Raw genomic sequence first — 14,739 nt, forward strand, 5'->3', positions numbered from 1 at the left:
CTCGGCCGGGTTGGGATGGCCTTCTATACGATAAACCGAAATACGGATAAAGAGAAATATTTCTGCGTGCCGTGATTGACCCTCTTATTGGGTGTTTTGCCCGCCGGGCGGCAAGGGGTTGTGGGCCGCGCGGACGCTCGCCGCAACGCGGCCACGAACGGGTCTCCCCGCGGCCGCAAAATGCGCTACCATGATCCCAGCGCGCTTCAAGTCGCGCATGATCAACGAGACGCATGAGGAAACGAGATGAGGGTGACGATTGGACGGCGCACGGTCCTGGCCGCGGTGCTGACTGCCGCGGGCGCGGCGGCTTTGACGGCGGCGTTTGGCCCGGCTTCGACATCTGCTTGGGCTCACGGGCCGACCCGGCAGAAGGTGCGCGAATCCATCGAGATCAACGCCGCCCCGGCAAAGGTGTGGGCCGCAATCGGCAATTTCCAGGACATGAGCTGGCTGCCGCCGGTTACCAAGACCGAGGGCGAGAAGGGCAACGAGATCGGCGCGACGCGGAAGCTGACGCTGACGGGAGGGGCTACCGTTGACGAGGAGCTCTACAAGTTCGACGCCGCCGCCATGAGCTATTCCTACCGGATCACCAATGTGGACGTGAAGGTGCTGCCGGTGACCAATTACTCCTCGACCCTGACCGTGACGCCGAGTGCCGACGGCAAGGGCTCGACGCTGGAATGGGCCGGCGCGTTCTACCGCGGCTTTCCCAACAACGACCCGCCGCCGGAGCTGAGTGACGAGGCTGCCAAGACTGCGGTGAGCGGGCTCTACAAGGCCGGCCTCGAGTCTTTGAAGAAGAAGATTGAGAGCGGAAGCTGACGGTGCGGACGCTCGTCCTGGCGGCGCTCGCCGCCAGCCTTTGCCTGGTCGGCGTCGCGCATACGTCCGCCGAAGAGGCGTTCGTCACCAACCAGCTCAGCGACGATCTGATGATCGTGGACCTCGCCACGGCGCGCAGCGTTGCGACGATCCCGATCGGCGGCAAGCCGGCCGGCATCGCCGTCAGCGCGGACGGGCGTTTTGCCTATGTGACGAGCCCGGATGCCAAGGCCGTGACTGTGGTGGACGCAGCGACGCGGCAGGTTATCGGGCGGATCGAGGTCGGCGGCGGGCCACTCGGCATCGCGGTCGCGCCGGATGGCCGCACCGTCTATGTCGCCGACTGGTATGCCGCGGCTGTGCGGGTGATCGATACGGCCTCGCGCAGCGTCACGGCCAGCATCGCGGTCGGCGCCTCGCCGTCAGGTCTGGCGGTGACGCCGGATGGCAAGCTGCTGCTCTCGGCCGACCGCGACGACGACAGCGTCTCGGTGGTCGACACCGCGACGCGCCAGCGGGGGGCGACCATCAAGGTCGGCACGCGTCCGTTCGGTGTCACCGTCGATGCCGAGGGCAAGCGCGCCTACACCGCCAATGTCGGCTCTAACGACGTCTCCGTGATCGATATCGCCGCGGGTAACGAGATCGGCCGCGTGCCGGTCGGGATGCGCCCTTATGCGGTGGCGCTGACCTTGGGACGCGGCTTCGTCACCGATCAATATGGCGGCACTGTCAGCGTGTTCGATCTGGCGACCTTGAAGCCGATCAAGCGCATCAATGTCGGCGATTATCCCGAAGGCATCGCCGCGACCGCCGACGGCAAGCGCGTCATCGTCGCCTGTTGGGAAAGCAACACGCTCGACATCATCGACGCGGTCGAGATGAAGGTGATCGGTGAGGTCAAGACCGGCGACGGCCCGCGCGCGTTTGGGGCGTTCTTGCGGAAGACCGAGTAGGGGCGTGTAGCCCGCATGAGCGGAGCGACATGCGGGACAGGGCTCTCCTCATCCACCGGCGTTCCCGGATGTCGCTTCGCTCATCCGGGCTACTGCACCGGGGCACAGCGTCCACACAATCTCATCCATCCGCTCAAACATGTGATCCGGTGCCAGCGCCCGCAGCGCCGCCGGCGCCGCATAACCCCAGCCGACCGCGCCGCAGGCAATGCCGACAGCTCGCGCCGCCTCGATGTCGCGGACCTCGTCGCCGATCGAGATCACCTTGCCAGGCGCCACGCCGGCGCGCCGCATGACGCGGCGAAATTTCGACGGCTTGCCGAACAGCGATGCCGCGCAATCGAAATGGGCGAACAGCGCCGCGCAATCGCCGAGCTTCTCGCGCGCATTGGCTTCGCTGTCCGAGGTCACGAGCGCGAGCTGCACGCCGTTCTCCGCCAGCGTCCGCAGCATCGCCTCGACGCCCGCAAACAGCGAAATCTCGGCTGCAGCCTCCGCCTTCAGCCGCCGCGCATGCCGCGCGATCGCCGGCAGCTTCCACAGGGGCACCTCGAGCCGGCTAAGAATCTCGCGCGACGAAGCGTGCCGCAGCCCCTCGACATCCTCATCCGCAACACGGCGAAAGCCGAAGCGATCGGCGACGTCGTTGATGGTGCGCAGGAACCACGGAAAGCTGTTGGCCAGCGTGCCGTCGAGATCGAAGATGGCGAGGGAGTAGGGCATGGGCGAGGAAAGTGCCGGAGGGTCGAGAATTGAGCGGCCTGCGACCCGCTGACAGATGTTATGACAAATGCTATATTGATCTGTGTAGAGGTGACAGATGTCGGAGCTACTGGCAAGGATTACGGTTGATCCGCAGCGCATGCATGGACGCCCGTGCATTCGCAATCTGCGCATAACTGTCGCTGACGTCCTGGGGCTGCTGTCCGCCGGACAGTCGCGCGAGAGCATCCTTGAGGACTATCCGTATCTCGAAGCGGCCGATATCGACGCAGTGCTCGCCTATGCTGCCCGTCAGGTAGATCACCCGGTCATAGCGGCCAAGTAGCTTGCTTTACCTAATTGACGCTCAGCTTCCTCCGGCACTTTCGGTGGCCATGCGTCGCGCTGGGTACGATGCCGCTCATGTGGCCGAGTTCGGGATGGCAAACGCGACCGACGGGATGATCTGGAGCGAAGCCGTTTCTCGATCGGCCGTTCTCGTTACCAAGGACCGCGATTTCTCCCTCCTTCGCGCCGGAAAGAAACAGGGGCCGATCGTGCTGTGGGTCCGGGTTGGCAACATCGACAATCGTGCCCTGATCCGTCAGATCTTGAGCGCCATGCCGCAAATCAGCGAAGCGGTTGCGCGGGGGGAGGCCGTTATCGAATTTGTCGGTGGTTAGCGTGGTAAGCGGGCTCGAACCACCCTTCCTATTCCGTCGGGAGGATTTATCGACTAATGCCGCTGTCCGCGTCTGCCTTCCGGCAGACATCTCTCACAAGATGATCCTTCTTGGCTTGCTTGCAAAGCAGCTTGGTTGTCCTGACTATTTCGGTGAGAATTGGGATGCTCTTGAGGAGTGCCTGCGCGATCTCTCTTGGTTACCTACGGGACCGGTCATTCTGGAGCGCGCAGACGTGCCACTTGTTCGAGACATCGCGAATGCGAGGATCTATCTAGCGATACTCGCTGACGCGACCCACGAAACGTCGAGGTCGGATCGTCCACTCCACGTGGTATTCCCAGCTGATTTTCACGGCCAGATATCGTGGCTTCTTCGACTGTAGGAACGAGGCGCCGCTACTCCGCCGCCTCGCTCGCCGTCCTCCTCCGCTTCGGCTTCCGTGCCTTCGCCAACACCGGCGCCAGGAACTTGCCCGTATAGCTCCTCGGCGCTTTCGCGATGTCCTCAGGCGGGCCCCAGGCGACGATCTCGCCGCCGCCGTCGCCGCCTTCGGGGCCGAGGTCGATGACCCAGTCGGCGGTCTTGATGACTTCGAGATTGTGCTCGATGACGACGACCGTGTTGCCCTGCGCGACCAGCTCGTGCAGCACCTCCAGGAGCTTCTTGACGTCGTGGAAATGCAGGCCGGTGGTCGGCTCGTCCAGGATGTAGAGCGTGCGGCCGGTGGCGCGCTTTGACAGCTCCTTGGCGAGCTTGACGCGCTGGGCTTCGCCGCCGGACAGGGTCGTCGCCTGCTGGCCGACATGGATGTAGTCGAGGCCGACGCGGTGCAGCGTCTGGAAGGTCTCGCGCACGCGCGGGACCGCCTTGAAGAACTCGGCGGCTTCCTCGACGGTCATGTCGAGCACGTCGGCGATGCTCTTGCCCTTGAACAGCACCTCCAGCGTCTCGCGGTTGTAGCGCTTGCCCTTGCAGACGTCGCAGGTGACGTAGACGTCGGGTAGAAAGTGCATCTCGATCTTGATGACGCCGTCGCCCTGGCAGGCCTCGCAGCGGCCGCCCTTGACGTTGAAGGAGAAGCGGCCGGGCTCGTAGCCGCGCGCTTTGGACTCGGGCAGGCCGGCGAACCATTCGCGGATCGGCGTGAAGGCGCCGGTATAGGTTGCGGGGTTCGAACGTGGCGTGCGGCCGATCGGCGACTGGTCGATGTCGATAATCTTGTCGATGTGCTCGAGACCCTCGATGCGGTCGTGCGGCGCGGCGCCCTCGCTGGCGTTGTTCAGCTTGCGGGCGATCGCCTTGTACAGCGTGTCGATCAGCAGCGTTGACTTGCCGCCGCCGGAGACGCCGGTGACGCAGGTGAACAGGCCGAGCGGGATTTCGGCCGTGACGTTCTTGAGATTGTTGCCGCGCGCGTTGACCACCTTGATGGTGCGGCGATGGTTTGGCGGACGCCGCTCCGGCACCTCGACCTCGAGCTCGCCGGTGAGATATTTGCCGGTCAGCGAGTTGGTGTTGCGCATGATCTCGGCGGGCGTGCCTTCGGCGATGATGTTGCCGCCATGCATGCCGGCGCCAGGCCCGATGTCGAGGACGTGGTCGGCGAGCAGGATCGCGTCCTCGTCATGCTCGACTACAATCACGGTGTTGCCGAGGTCGCGCAGGCGCTTCAGCGTATCGAGCAGGCGTGCGTTGTCGCGCTGGTGCAGTCCGATCGAGGGCTCGTCCAGCACGTAGAGCACGCCTGTTAGCCCCGAGCCGATCTGCGAGGCCAGGCGGATGCGCTGGCTCTCGCCGCCGGACAGCGTGCCGGAGGAGCGGGACAGCGTGAGATAGTTGAGGCCGACGTCGAGCAGGAAGGTGAGGCGCTCGCGGATCTCCTTGAGGATGCGGCCGGCGATCTCGTTCTGCTGGGTGTTCAGCGCCTCCGGCACGGTCTCGAACCACGCGCCGGCGCCCTTCACCGACATTTCGGAGATGTCGCCGATATGCTTGCCGCCGATCTTGACGCAGAGCGCCTCGGGCTTCAGCCGAAAGCCGTGGCACGCCTCGCAGGGCACGTCGTGGAAGTACTTCGCCAGCTCCTCGCGCGCCCACTCGCTCTCGGTCTCGCGATAGCGGCGGTTGATGTTGGTGATGACGCCCTCGAACGGCTTCTTGGTGTCGTAGGAGCGGACGCCGTCCTCGTAGGAGAACTTGATCTCGTCCTCGCCGGAGCCATGCAGGATCGCGTTCTGCGTCTTCTTGGGCAGATCCTTCCATTTGGTGGTCAGCGTGAACTTGTAGTGCTTGCCGAGCGCAGTCAGCGTCTGGATGTAATAGGGCGACGAGGACTTGGCCCAGGGCGCGATCGCGCCCTTGCCGATGGCGAGCTCCTTGTCGGGGATGACGAGGTCTTCGTCGACATGCTGCTCGACGCCGAGGCCGCCGCAGGCCGGGCAGGCGCCATAGGGATTGTTGAACGAGAACAGCCGGGGCTCGATCTCGGGGATGGTGAAACCGGACACCGGGCAGGCGAACTTTTCCGAGAACAGCATGCGCTCGGGTCCGCTCTTGTCGTGGATCTTTGCGGTCTTCTTTTTCTCTTCCGCGGGGGCTGCTGCAGCCGGCGCATCGGCGAATTCGATGACGGCAAGACCCTCGGCGAGCTTCAGCGCGGTCTCGAAGCTTTCGGCGAGGCGCTGGCCGATGTCGGGGCGCACCACGATGCGGTCGACGACGACGTCGATGTCGTGCGGGAATTTCTTGTCTAGCGTCGGCGCTTCGGCGAGCTCGTGGAAGGCGCCGTCGATCTTGACGCGCTGGAAGCCTTTCTTGAGCCATTCGGCGAGCTCCTTGCGGTACTCGCCCTTGCGGCCGCGCACGACCGGCGCGAGCAGATAGAGCCGCGAGCCCTCGGGGAGCGCCAGCACGCGGTCGACCATCTGCGAGACGGTCTGGCTCTCGATCGGCAGGCCGGTGGCGGGCGAATAGGGCACGCCGACACGCGCCCACAGCAGGCGCATATAGTCGTAGATTTCGGTGACGGTGCCGACGGTGGAGCGCGGGTTCTTCGACGTCGTCTTCTGCTCGATCGAGATTGCCGGCGACAGGCCGTCGATCTGGTCGACATCAGGCTTCTGCATCATCTCCAGGAACTGGCGGGCATAGGCCGACAGCGATTCGACGTAGCGCCGCTGGCCCTCGGCGTAGATGGTGTCGAACGCGAGCGAGGATTTGCCGGAGCCTGACAGCCCCGTGAACACCACCAGCTTGTCGCGGGGAATCTCGACGTCGACGTTCTTGAGGTTGTGCTCGCGCGCGCCACGGATCGTAATTGCGCGCAGGTGTGCTCCCGCGTTCTGTTGTTGGCGCTTCGCCTTGATCACTTCATCCATCCTGGTGGTCCTCAAGGAATCCAAAAGCGCGCGATCGCGCCAACGAAACAGGCGCGCTTCGCCCGGAACCGGGATCGGCGCCGATGGGTATGTGAGCGAACGTAGGAAGAACGGGGGCGGATTTCCAGTGGCGTTTGCGAATCGTCAACGGATTGTTGGCGCGCTGGCGGCATCTGGCAGGAGCAGGGCTCGGAACCTCGCGGCGACGTGCCCGTCAAACAAAAAGGCCGGCGCAAGGCCGGCCTTTCGTAACGCGGATGCGTTGGAGCTAGGTACTGAACTCAGTACTTCGCGACCACCGGGCCCCCGAAGTGATAGTTCACGCCGACCTGCACGGTGTGGAGGTTGAGCGTTCCGGTCGGAATGGCGCCTCCGAAGTAGGTCTCGCCGCCGAGGCTGCGATAGAGGTATTCGCCCTTGACCGACCACTGCGGAGCGAAGAACGCCTCGACGCCCGCGCCGACGGTCCAGCCCGAGTGGAACTTGCTGTCGGAGACCGAGAGACCGCCCAGGGTGGCGGTGAGCTTGTTGTCGATCCAGGCGTAACCACCGGTGCCGTAGAACAGCACGTTGTTGACGGCCCAGCCGATGCGGCCGCGCACGGTGCCCATCGCGTCAGTCTTGGAGCTCAGCGAGGCGGGGATGCCACCGACGCCCGCAACGAAAACCGTACCAGCGGCCGAAGCGCTGACGTCTGCCCAGGCGCCATCGGCCTCGACGCCGAACACGACGTTGCCGGTCTGCCAGTTATAGCCGGCGGTGCCGCCGACGAAGCCGCCCTTCATCTTCGGGTCGGTCGAGGAATTTTCCCAAGCGCCACCACCGACGATACCGAGGTAGAAGCCGGTCCAGTTGTAGACCGAAGCCATGGCCACCGGCGCCTTGGTGTAGGGGCGCGCCGCGAGATCAGCGGCCGAGGCCGGGGCAGCGAGAGCGAACAAACAGGCCGAAGCCAACCAAACCTTTTTCATTTTCAACTAATCCCAGTCCCAGTTTCTGATTGTGCCTTCCACGATCGAGAAGGGCATCGGACGCGGTGGTCCAACTGATGTCTCCATACACCGGTGAAGCCGCAAGTTGTGTCACTCAAAAGTCACACCATGTGTGAAACGTAATAGTTGTTGACTGACTATTCCGAGCTGGGAAGCACAGCAAAAAAGGCCGGCACAGGGCCGGCCTTTGATCTCAAGGATATCAGAGGGATATCAGTACTTCGCGACGACCGAGCCGCCCCAGTTGAAGTGATAGTTCACGCCCACCTTGATGGTGTGAACGGTGTCGGTCCATTCGGAGCGGTTGGTGACCACTGGAGAGTATTGGATCGTGCTCCTGCCGAAATCGATGTAGTTATACTCGACCTTGGCTGACCAGTTCGGAGCGAACATGTATTCAGCGCCTGCACCGACGGTCCAGCCCCAGCGCCAGTCGTTCTGGACGAAGACGTTTCCGGGAATGCCGTCGTAGCGGTGCTGGATGTCACCGACCGCGGCACCGCCGCTGACGAACCAGAGCGCGGGGCCGGTCGAGTAGCCGAGACGGCCCTTGATGTCGCCGAAGCCACGAATCTTCGTGAAGTAGGTGTCGCCGAGGCCGGCATTAATCTCGGCCGAACGGCCGCTGATGTCGGCCCAGTGATAATCGCCTTCGATGCCGAACACGGCCGGACCGGACTGCCAATTGTAGCCGAACACCCCGCCGACGAAGCCGCCGCTCGTGTCATACCTCTGGCTGCCCGCGAAGATCGCTGTGTTCGGACCGTCGAAGAAGGTCTCGTCGCTACGACCCCAGCCGCCGCCTCCCTGCACACCGGCGTAGAAGCCGGTCCAGGTATAGATCGGTGCGGGCGCGGCCATTGGCGCCTTCGTGTAAGGACGCGCGGCCATGTCCGCCGCACTGGCCGGAGCCGACAGGCCCATCGCCACTGCACCGATTGCACCAATAAGAAGCCTATTCATTGCCAGTCTCCCCAGGTTCGTCCGCCTCTTAATGTCCCCGAAGCGGCTGATCAGGCGCGAGGGCCCATATGAACTAAGTCCGAGGCAACCGTAGCTCTGCGGAGCGGCAGAGTCCGTCTCCGAAATGCAACAAGAACGGGGCAGTGCGAGTAGCCATAACTTGCTGAATGTTAAGTTCTTTCTTCCGTTTTTTGGAACCTACAAAGGTTCCAATCGACGCGTGCCTTCCCACAGGACATCGCCGATCGATCCCACACCTTCAGTGCTGTCATTCGCCAAGAACAAATCTGGAACGAGCCGGAGGTCGATGCTATATGTGGGGATAACCGGAGGGGTGACGGACTGATCGGCGTCCGCAAGCGTTCGGCGAGCGTATACGGTCGCCTCAACAGGCACGGCGGAACGCGGGGAGCGGACCGGCCTTCTTGAATTCAATGGCATTCGGAGCGGAGAGCGGAGATGGCGGGAAGCGTCAACAAGGTCATTCTGGTTGGAAATCTCGGCAAGGATCCTGAAATCCGCCGCACCCAGGACGGGCGGCCGATCGCCAATCTGAGTGTCGCGACCTCGGAGACGTGGCGCGACAAGGCGACCGGCGAGCGCAAGGAAAAGACCGAGTGGCACCGCGTCGTGATCTTCAATGAAGGGCTCTGCAAGGTCGCCGAGCAGTATCTGAAGAAGGGCGCCAAGATTTACGTCGAGGGTGCGCTCCAGACCCGCAAATGGACCGACCAGAGCGGCGTCGAGAAGTACTCGACCGAAGTCGTGCTGCAGGGATTCAACTCCACCCTGACGATGCTGGACGGCCGTAGCGGCGGTGGGGGAGGCGGCAGCTTCGGCGACGAGCCGGGCGGCGATTTCGGCTCCTCCGGTCCAGTCAGCAGCGCGCCGCGGCGCCCTGTTGCGGCCGGCGGCGGTGGCCGCAACAGCGACATGGACGACGATATCCCGTTCTGAGCGATCACGTTCTGAGAACGCGGCGTCTCGATGCGGATGCGCCCGCCGGATCGGCGCCGCTTCTCATCTCGTGTCAGAAAATCCCACTAATCGGCAGGACGGGCTCGGGATTTCCGGGCCCGCTTCATGTTTGGGGTGAGCTCGGATTGCGGCTTGGCAAACGCGCTGACGGGGCCAGCTCGCCGCGCGGTTTTCCCCGCGTCCCCGGCGATTTTGCAAGGCCGATGCGGGGGCCGTCCGCGACACCGCTCGCAAGGGCTTAAGTTGTTGGAAAAATAGGCGGAAAAAGCGCTTCCCAGAACGCCGCGAGGGTGGTTATCAGGGGCTCGATGCGCTATATGATTCCCAGATAAAATCTCACCGGATTTCCCCTTGGCTGACGACGACGACAAGCCCGGCGACCAGCCGGCGCAACCCTCGGATATTCGCCCGGTCTCCATCTTCGAGGAGATGAAGAAGTCCTATCTCGACTACGCCATGAGCGTGATCGTGGCGCGGGCGCTGCCTGACGCTCGCGACGGTCTGAAGCCGGTGCATCGCCGCATCCTGTACTCGATGAACGAGCAGGGGCACACGCCGGACAAGAAGTACGTCAAGTCCGCCCGCGTGGTCGGTGACGTCATCGGTAAATATCATCCGCATGGCGACCAATCGATCTACGACGCCATGGTCCGGATGGCGCAGGACTTCTCCATGCGCGTGCCGCTGATCGACGGCCAGGGCAATTTCGGCTCGGTCGACGGCGATCCTCCGGCTGCCTATCGTTACACCGAAGCCCGATTGACGAAGGCGGCGCTGGCCCTGCTGGCCGACATCGACAAGGACACGGTCGATTTCCAGCCGAACTACGACAACAACGAGACCGAGCCGTCGGTCTTGCCGGCCAAGTTCCCGAACCTGCTCGTCAACGGCGCCGGCGGCATCGCGGTCGGCATGGCGACCAACATCCCGCCGCACAATCTCGGCGAAGTCATCGACGCCTGCGTCGCGCTGATCGACAACCCCGCGCTCACCATCGACGAGCTCATCAACATCGTGCCGGGACCGGATTTCCCGACCGGCGGCGTCATCCTCGGACGGCAGGGCATCCGCGCCGCCTATCACCTCGGCCGCGGCTCGGTCATGATGCGCGGCAAGGTCGCGATCGAGACCATCCGCAAGGAGCGCGAGGCGATCATCATCACCGAGATTCCCTACCAGGTGAACAAGGCGACGATGGTCGAGCGCATCGCCGAGCTGGTCAAGGAAAAGAAGATCGAGGGCATCGGCGACCTGCGCGATGAATCCGATCGCGACGGCTACCGCGTCGTCATCGAATTGAAGCGCGACGCCGTGCCGGATGTGGTGCTCAATCAGCTCTACAGGTTCACGCCGCTGCAGACGAGCTTCGGCGTCAACATGGTGGCGCTCGACAGCGGCCGTCCGCGGATCATGCATCTGAAGGACCTGCTGGCGATCTTCGTCGACTTCCGCGAGCGGGTCGTCACGCGGCGCACCAAGTTCCTGCTCGCCAAGGCGCGCGACCGCGCCCATATCCTGGTCGGTCTCGCCATCGCGGTCGCCAATATCGATGAGATGATCCGCGTCATCCGGACCTCGCCCGACCCGACCACCGCGCGCGACACCCTGATGTCGCGCGACTGGCCCGCCCGGGACGTCGAGGACATGCTGACGCTGATCGACGATCCGCGCCACCGCATCAGCGAGGACGGCACGATCCGGCTGTCGATGGAGCAGGCGAGGGCCATTCTCGATTTGCGCCTGCAACGCCTCACCGCACTCGGCCGTGACGAAATCCGCGAGGAGCTCGACAAGCTCGCCGGCGAGATCGCCGACTATCTCGACATCCTGCGTTCGCGCGACCGCGTGCTGGGAATTATCAAGTCCGAGCTCGCCGAAGTGAAGGCCGAGTTCGCGACCCCGCGCCGCACCGTCATCATCGAGCAGGAAGGCGAGGTCGAGGACGAGGACCTGATCCAGCGCGAGGACATGGTCGTCACCGTCTCGCACGCCGGCTACGTCAAGCGCGTGCCGCTGTCGGCCTACCGGGCCCAGCGCCGCGGCGGCAAGGGCCGCGCCGGCATGCAGACCCGCGACGAGGATTTTGTCAGCCGGCTGTTCGTGGCGTCCACGCATACGCCGATGCTGTTCTTCTCTTCGCGCGGCCAGGTCTACAAGATCAAGGTCTGGCGCCTGCCGATGGCCGCGCCGAATGCGCGCGGCAAGGCGCTGATCAACATCCTGCCGCTGGAGCAGGGCGAGCGCATCACCACCATCATGCCGCTGCCGGAGGACGAGTCCACCTGGGGCAATCTCGACGTGATGTTCGCCACGACCGGCGGCAACGTCCGGCGCAACAAGCTGTCCGACTTCGTCGATGTCCGCCGCTCCGGCATCATCGCGATGAAGCTCGACGACAACGAAGCCATCGTCGACGTGCAGATCTGCACCGAGCACGACGACGTGCTTTTGACCGGCGCCGGCGGCCAGTGCATCCGCTTCCCCGTGACCGACGTGCGCGTGTTCACCGGGCGCACCTCGATGGGCGTGCGCGGCATTGCGCTTGCCGAGGGCGACAAGGTGATCTCTCTGGCGATCCTGCGCCACGTCGAGACGACGTCCGACGAGCGCTCGGCGTACCTGAAGATGCGTCGTGCGGTCGCCGGCGAAGCTGCGCCCGAGGAGCCGGCGGCGGACGCGGAGGCCGAGGAGACCTCCGGCAGCTTCCAGCTCGCCCAGGAGCGCTACATCGAGATGTCGGCGCAGGAGCAGGTCGTGCTGACCGTCTCCGTCAACGGTTACGGCAAGCGGACCTCGTCCTACGAGTACCGCACCACGGGCCGCGGCGGCAAAGGCATCGTCGCCATGAGCGTCAACAACCGCAACGGCAACCTCGTAGCGTCGTTCCCGGTGGAAGATGCTGATCAAATCATGCTGGTCACCGACAAGGGCCAGCTGATCCGCTGCCCGGTCGAAGGCATCCGCGTCGCCGGCCGCTCGACCCAGGGCGTGATCGTGTTCGACACCGCCGAGGACGAACACGTCGTCTCGGTCGAGCACATCACGGAAGAGGCCGAGAGCGGGAACGGGGCGAATGGGGAGTCGAACGGGGAGTGATGCGTCACCCCTCGTAGCCCGGATGGAGCGAAGCGCAATCCGGGACTCTCTGCGCGGCGCAAGAAACCCGGATTTCGCTTCGCTCCATCCGGGCTACGATTTGCGCTAAATCTCCAGCTCCGTGCCGAACTCGACCACCTGCTTGGTCGGCACGCCGAAGAACGCGGCTGAGCGTTCGGCGTTGCGTTGCAGAAAGGCGAACACGGTTTCGCGCCAGACCCACATGCCCGGCACGTCCTCGCGCGGAATGATGGTTTCGCGACCGACGTAATAGGTGATGTCGTCGAGGTCGATCCCGGGCAGCTTGCCGTGGCGGCAGGCGAGGGTCAGCCCGTCGTAGATCGTCGGGTTCTGCATGAAGCCGTAATGCAGGACGACGCGGGTAATGCCGGGAATGATCTCGATCACCTCGATGCGGTCTTCGTCGGCGATGTGAGGAAGCTCCTCGATCAGCACGGTGACCAGGATGATGCGCTCGTGCAGCACGTGGTTGTGCTTGACGAACTGGGTCAGCGCCAGCGGCACGCCGCGCGGCGCCGACGCCAGGAACACGGCGGTGCCTGGAAGCCTGGCGCTGCACTTGTTGACCGCGGTCTCGATCAGATCCTCCTCGGGCTGGCGCAGCTTTGCGCGTGCCGCTTCGACGAGCTTCACGCCGCTGCGCCAGGTCAGCATCAGGAAGGCGACGAAGCCCGCCAGCATCAGCGGAAACCAGCCGCCCTCGAACAGCTTGATCGAATTGGCCGAGAAGAAGATCAAATCGATCACGAAGAAGAAGCCGTTCACGGCCACCACGAGCCACGGCGAAAAGCCCCACTGGATCGCGAGCAACGCGGCGAGCAGCGTGGTGATCGCCATCAACAGCGACACCGCGATTCCGTAGGCGCCGGCCAGCGCCTCCGAGCTGCCGAAGCTCAGGACGGCGCCGAGCGTTGCGGCGGCGAGCAGCCAGTTCACCAAGGGCACGTAGATCTGGCCGATCGCGTCGCTCGTGGTGTGACGGATCTGCATGCGCGGCAGGAAGCCGAGCTGGATCGACTGCTGCGTCAACGAGAACACGCCGGAGATGATGGCCTGCGAGGCGATCACGGTCGCGACCGCCGAGAAGGCGACCAGCGGATAGTGCAGGGCGTCAGGGCAGAGCTGGAAGAAGGGGTTTTCGATCATGGTGGGGTCGGTGATCAGCAGCGCGGCCTGGCCGAAATAGTTCAGCACCAGCGCGGGCAGGCAGATCGCGAACCAGGCCAGCCGGATCGGCAGGCGGCCGAAATGCCCCATGTCGGCATACATGGCTTCGCCGCCGGTCACCGCGAGGAAGGCGGCCCCCAGGATCGCGAAGGAGACATGAAAATCCTGGTGGATCAGGAAGTCGAACGCATAGAGAGGGCTGAGCGCCGCCAGCACCGCCGGCGCCTTGACGATGCCGTGGATGCCGAGCGCTGCCAGCACGAAGAACCAGGCCAGCATCACCGGTCCGAAGATGCGGCCGATGAAGCCGGTGCCCTGCTTCTGCATCATGAACAGTCCGATCAGGATGACGACGGTCACGGGTACAACCGCCGGCGCGAGCGAGGGGGCGTCGACCTTCAGGCCTTCGATGGCTGAGAGCACCGAGATCGCCGGGGTGATCGCGCCGTCGCCGTACAGCAGCGCTGCGCCGATGAGGCCGACGACCAGCAGATGCGCGCGCCAGGTGCCGGGTTGGGCGTTGCGGGCATGCAGCAGCGCCAGGAGCGCGACGATGCCGCCTTCGCCGCGGTTGTCCGCGCGCAAAATCAACAGCGCGTATTTCAGCGAGATGATCAGCAGCAACGCCCAGAGGATCAGCGAGGCAACGCCCAGAACGGCATCGTTCGTCAATGTGCCGCCGTGGGCGGCAGCCTTGGCTGCTTCCTTCAGGGCGTAGAGGGGGCTGGTGCCGATATCGCCATAGACCACCCCGAGGGCGCCCATGGTCATCGCAAGCGGCAGTGGATCAGGTTGATGGCCGGAGGCGACTGCGGGCGTACTGGACAATGGCGACCCCCCGATGGGATCGCGCCCGACGGGTCATTCCGGCGGGCGCGAGCATCAGGCAGTCTGCGACGGGACGTCGCAAATATCCATGGGTTATCTTTTGGGTTTGTCGTTGGGACTTATCGCGAGGATTCCTGACGCGAAA

General features: G+C 64.2%; 12 protein-coding genes. 7 read left to right on the plus strand and 5 right to left on the minus strand.

The features are described 5' to 3' along the window. Positions 1 to 246 precede the first annotated feature (246 nt). Together AC0L2F_RS15750 and AC0L2F_RS15755 are read left to right on the plus strand one after the other, a co-directional pair. On the plus strand, positions 247 to 828 hold the full coding sequence (locus AC0L2F_RS15750) for an SRPBCC family protein (RefSeq protein WP_063996235.1): 582 nt from the start codon (positions 247 to 249) through the stop codon (positions 826 to 828). A 2-nt stretch (positions 829 to 830) separates the two neighbouring features. After that, positions 831 to 1,784, plus strand: a complete 954-nt coding sequence (locus tag AC0L2F_RS15755) for a YVTN family beta-propeller repeat protein (protein ID WP_473248968.1) — start codon at positions 831 to 833, stop codon at positions 1,782 to 1,784. A 48-nt stretch (positions 1,785 to 1,832) separates the two neighbouring features. Here the strand turns inward: AC0L2F_RS15755 and AC0L2F_RS15760 are convergent, their stop codons facing one another. Continuing rightward, positions 1,833 to 2,507 (minus strand): HAD-IA family hydrolase, encoded by a 675-nt coding sequence (locus tag AC0L2F_RS15760; protein ID WP_473248969.1) that lies wholly within the window; start codon positions 2,505 to 2,507, stop codon positions 1,833 to 1,835. A gap of 97 nt (positions 2,508 to 2,604) precedes the next feature. Between AC0L2F_RS15760 and AC0L2F_RS15765 the strand changes: the two genes are divergently transcribed. The 3 genes from AC0L2F_RS15765 to AC0L2F_RS15775 all read left to right on the plus strand — a co-directional run bounded on the left by AC0L2F_RS15765 (position 2,605) and on the right by AC0L2F_RS15775 (position 3,554). Then, positions 2,605 to 2,832, plus strand: coding sequence for a DUF433 domain-containing protein (locus AC0L2F_RS15765; RefSeq protein WP_063996238.1), 228 nt, complete (start codon positions 2,605 to 2,607; stop codon positions 2,830 to 2,832). A gap of 1 nt (position 2,833) precedes the next feature. Beyond that, entirely contained in the window at positions 2,834 to 3,169 is a 336-nt protein-coding gene (locus AC0L2F_RS15770; protein ID WP_473248970.1) for a DUF5615 family PIN-like protein, read from the plus strand. 100 nt (positions 3,170 to 3,269) lie between these two features. After that, positions 3,270 to 3,554, plus strand: a complete 285-nt coding sequence (locus AC0L2F_RS15775) for a barstar family protein (RefSeq protein WP_245313557.1) — start codon at positions 3,270 to 3,272, stop codon at positions 3,552 to 3,554. A gap of 13 nt (positions 3,555 to 3,567) precedes the next feature. On the opposite strand, the gene uvrA is transcribed toward AC0L2F_RS15775, so the two are convergent. From uvrA to AC0L2F_RS15790, 3 genes are all read right to left on the minus strand, one after another. Further along, complete coding sequence (gene uvrA, locus AC0L2F_RS15780; RefSeq protein ID WP_473248971.1) at positions 3,568 to 6,549, minus strand: excinuclease ABC subunit UvrA; 2,982 nt, start codon at positions 6,547 to 6,549, stop codon at positions 3,568 to 3,570. A 281-nt stretch (positions 6,550 to 6,830) separates the two neighbouring features. Then, positions 6,831 to 7,520: an outer membrane protein gene (locus AC0L2F_RS15785; RefSeq protein WP_007610651.1), complete on the minus strand. Its 690-nt coding sequence runs from the start codon at positions 7,518 to 7,520 to the stop codon at positions 6,831 to 6,833. Positions 7,521 to 7,754: 234 nt separating this feature from the next. Beyond that, positions 7,755 to 8,504, minus strand: coding sequence for an outer membrane protein (locus AC0L2F_RS15790; protein ID WP_063996242.1), 750 nt, complete (start codon positions 8,502 to 8,504; stop codon positions 7,755 to 7,757). Between the two features lie 459 nt (positions 8,505 to 8,963). Here AC0L2F_RS15790 and AC0L2F_RS15795 point away from each other — a divergent pair, with 459 nt between their 5' ends. Beyond that, positions 8,964 to 9,461, plus strand: coding sequence for a single-stranded DNA-binding protein (locus AC0L2F_RS15795; RefSeq protein WP_007590726.1), 498 nt, complete (start codon positions 8,964 to 8,966; stop codon positions 9,459 to 9,461). A gap of 372 nt (positions 9,462 to 9,833) precedes the next feature. Then, positions 9,834 to 12,578, plus strand: coding sequence for a DNA gyrase subunit A (gene gyrA / locus AC0L2F_RS15800; protein ID WP_063996243.1), 2,745 nt, complete (start codon positions 9,834 to 9,836; stop codon positions 12,576 to 12,578). A 105-nt stretch (positions 12,579 to 12,683) separates the two neighbouring features. Here the strand turns inward: gyrA and AC0L2F_RS15805 are convergent, their stop codons facing one another. Further along, positions 12,684 to 14,537 (minus strand): potassium transporter Kup, encoded by a 1,854-nt coding sequence (locus AC0L2F_RS15805; RefSeq protein WP_050992648.1) that lies wholly within the window; start codon positions 14,535 to 14,537, stop codon positions 12,684 to 12,686. Positions 14,538 to 14,739: the final 202 nt, after the last annotated feature.

Source organism: Bradyrhizobium sp. Ken64 (assembly GCF_055807555.1).

What these genes read in the sequence shown, in the direction of transcription:
- AC0L2F_RS15765 (WP_063996238.1), top strand. Translation starts at nt 2,605, where the DNA reads ATGTCGGAGCTACTGGCAAGGATTACGGTTGATCCGCAGCGCATGCAT.
- AC0L2F_RS15790 (WP_063996242.1), bottom strand. Translation starts at nt 8,504, where the DNA reads ATGAATAGGCTTCTTATTGGTGCAATCGGTGCAGTGGCGATGGGCCTG.
- AC0L2F_RS15775 (WP_245313557.1), top strand. Translation starts at nt 3,270, where the DNA reads ATGATCCTTCTTGGCTTGCTTGCAAAGCAGCTTGGTTGTCCTGACTAT.
- AC0L2F_RS15795 (WP_007590726.1), top strand. Translation starts at nt 8,964, where the DNA reads ATGGCGGGAAGCGTCAACAAGGTCATTCTGGTTGGAAATCTCGGCAAG.
- AC0L2F_RS15750 (WP_063996235.1), top strand. Translation starts at nt 247, where the DNA reads ATGAGGGTGACGATTGGACGGCGCACGGTCCTGGCCGCGGTGCTGACT.
- AC0L2F_RS15785 (WP_007610651.1), bottom strand. Translation starts at nt 7,520, where the DNA reads ATGAAAAAGGTTTGGTTGGCTTCGGCCTGTTTGTTCGCTCTCGCTGCC.
- AC0L2F_RS15760 (WP_473248969.1), bottom strand. Translation starts at nt 2,507, where the DNA reads ATGCCCTACTCCCTCGCCATCTTCGATCTCGACGGCACGCTGGCCAAC.
- AC0L2F_RS15805 (WP_050992648.1), bottom strand. Translation starts at nt 14,537, where the DNA reads ATGACCATGGGCGCCCTCGGGGTGGTCTATGGCGATATCGGCACCAGC.
- uvrA (WP_473248971.1), bottom strand. Translation starts at nt 6,549, where the DNA reads ATGGATGAAGTGATCAAGGCGAAGCGCCAACAACAGAACGCGGGAGCA.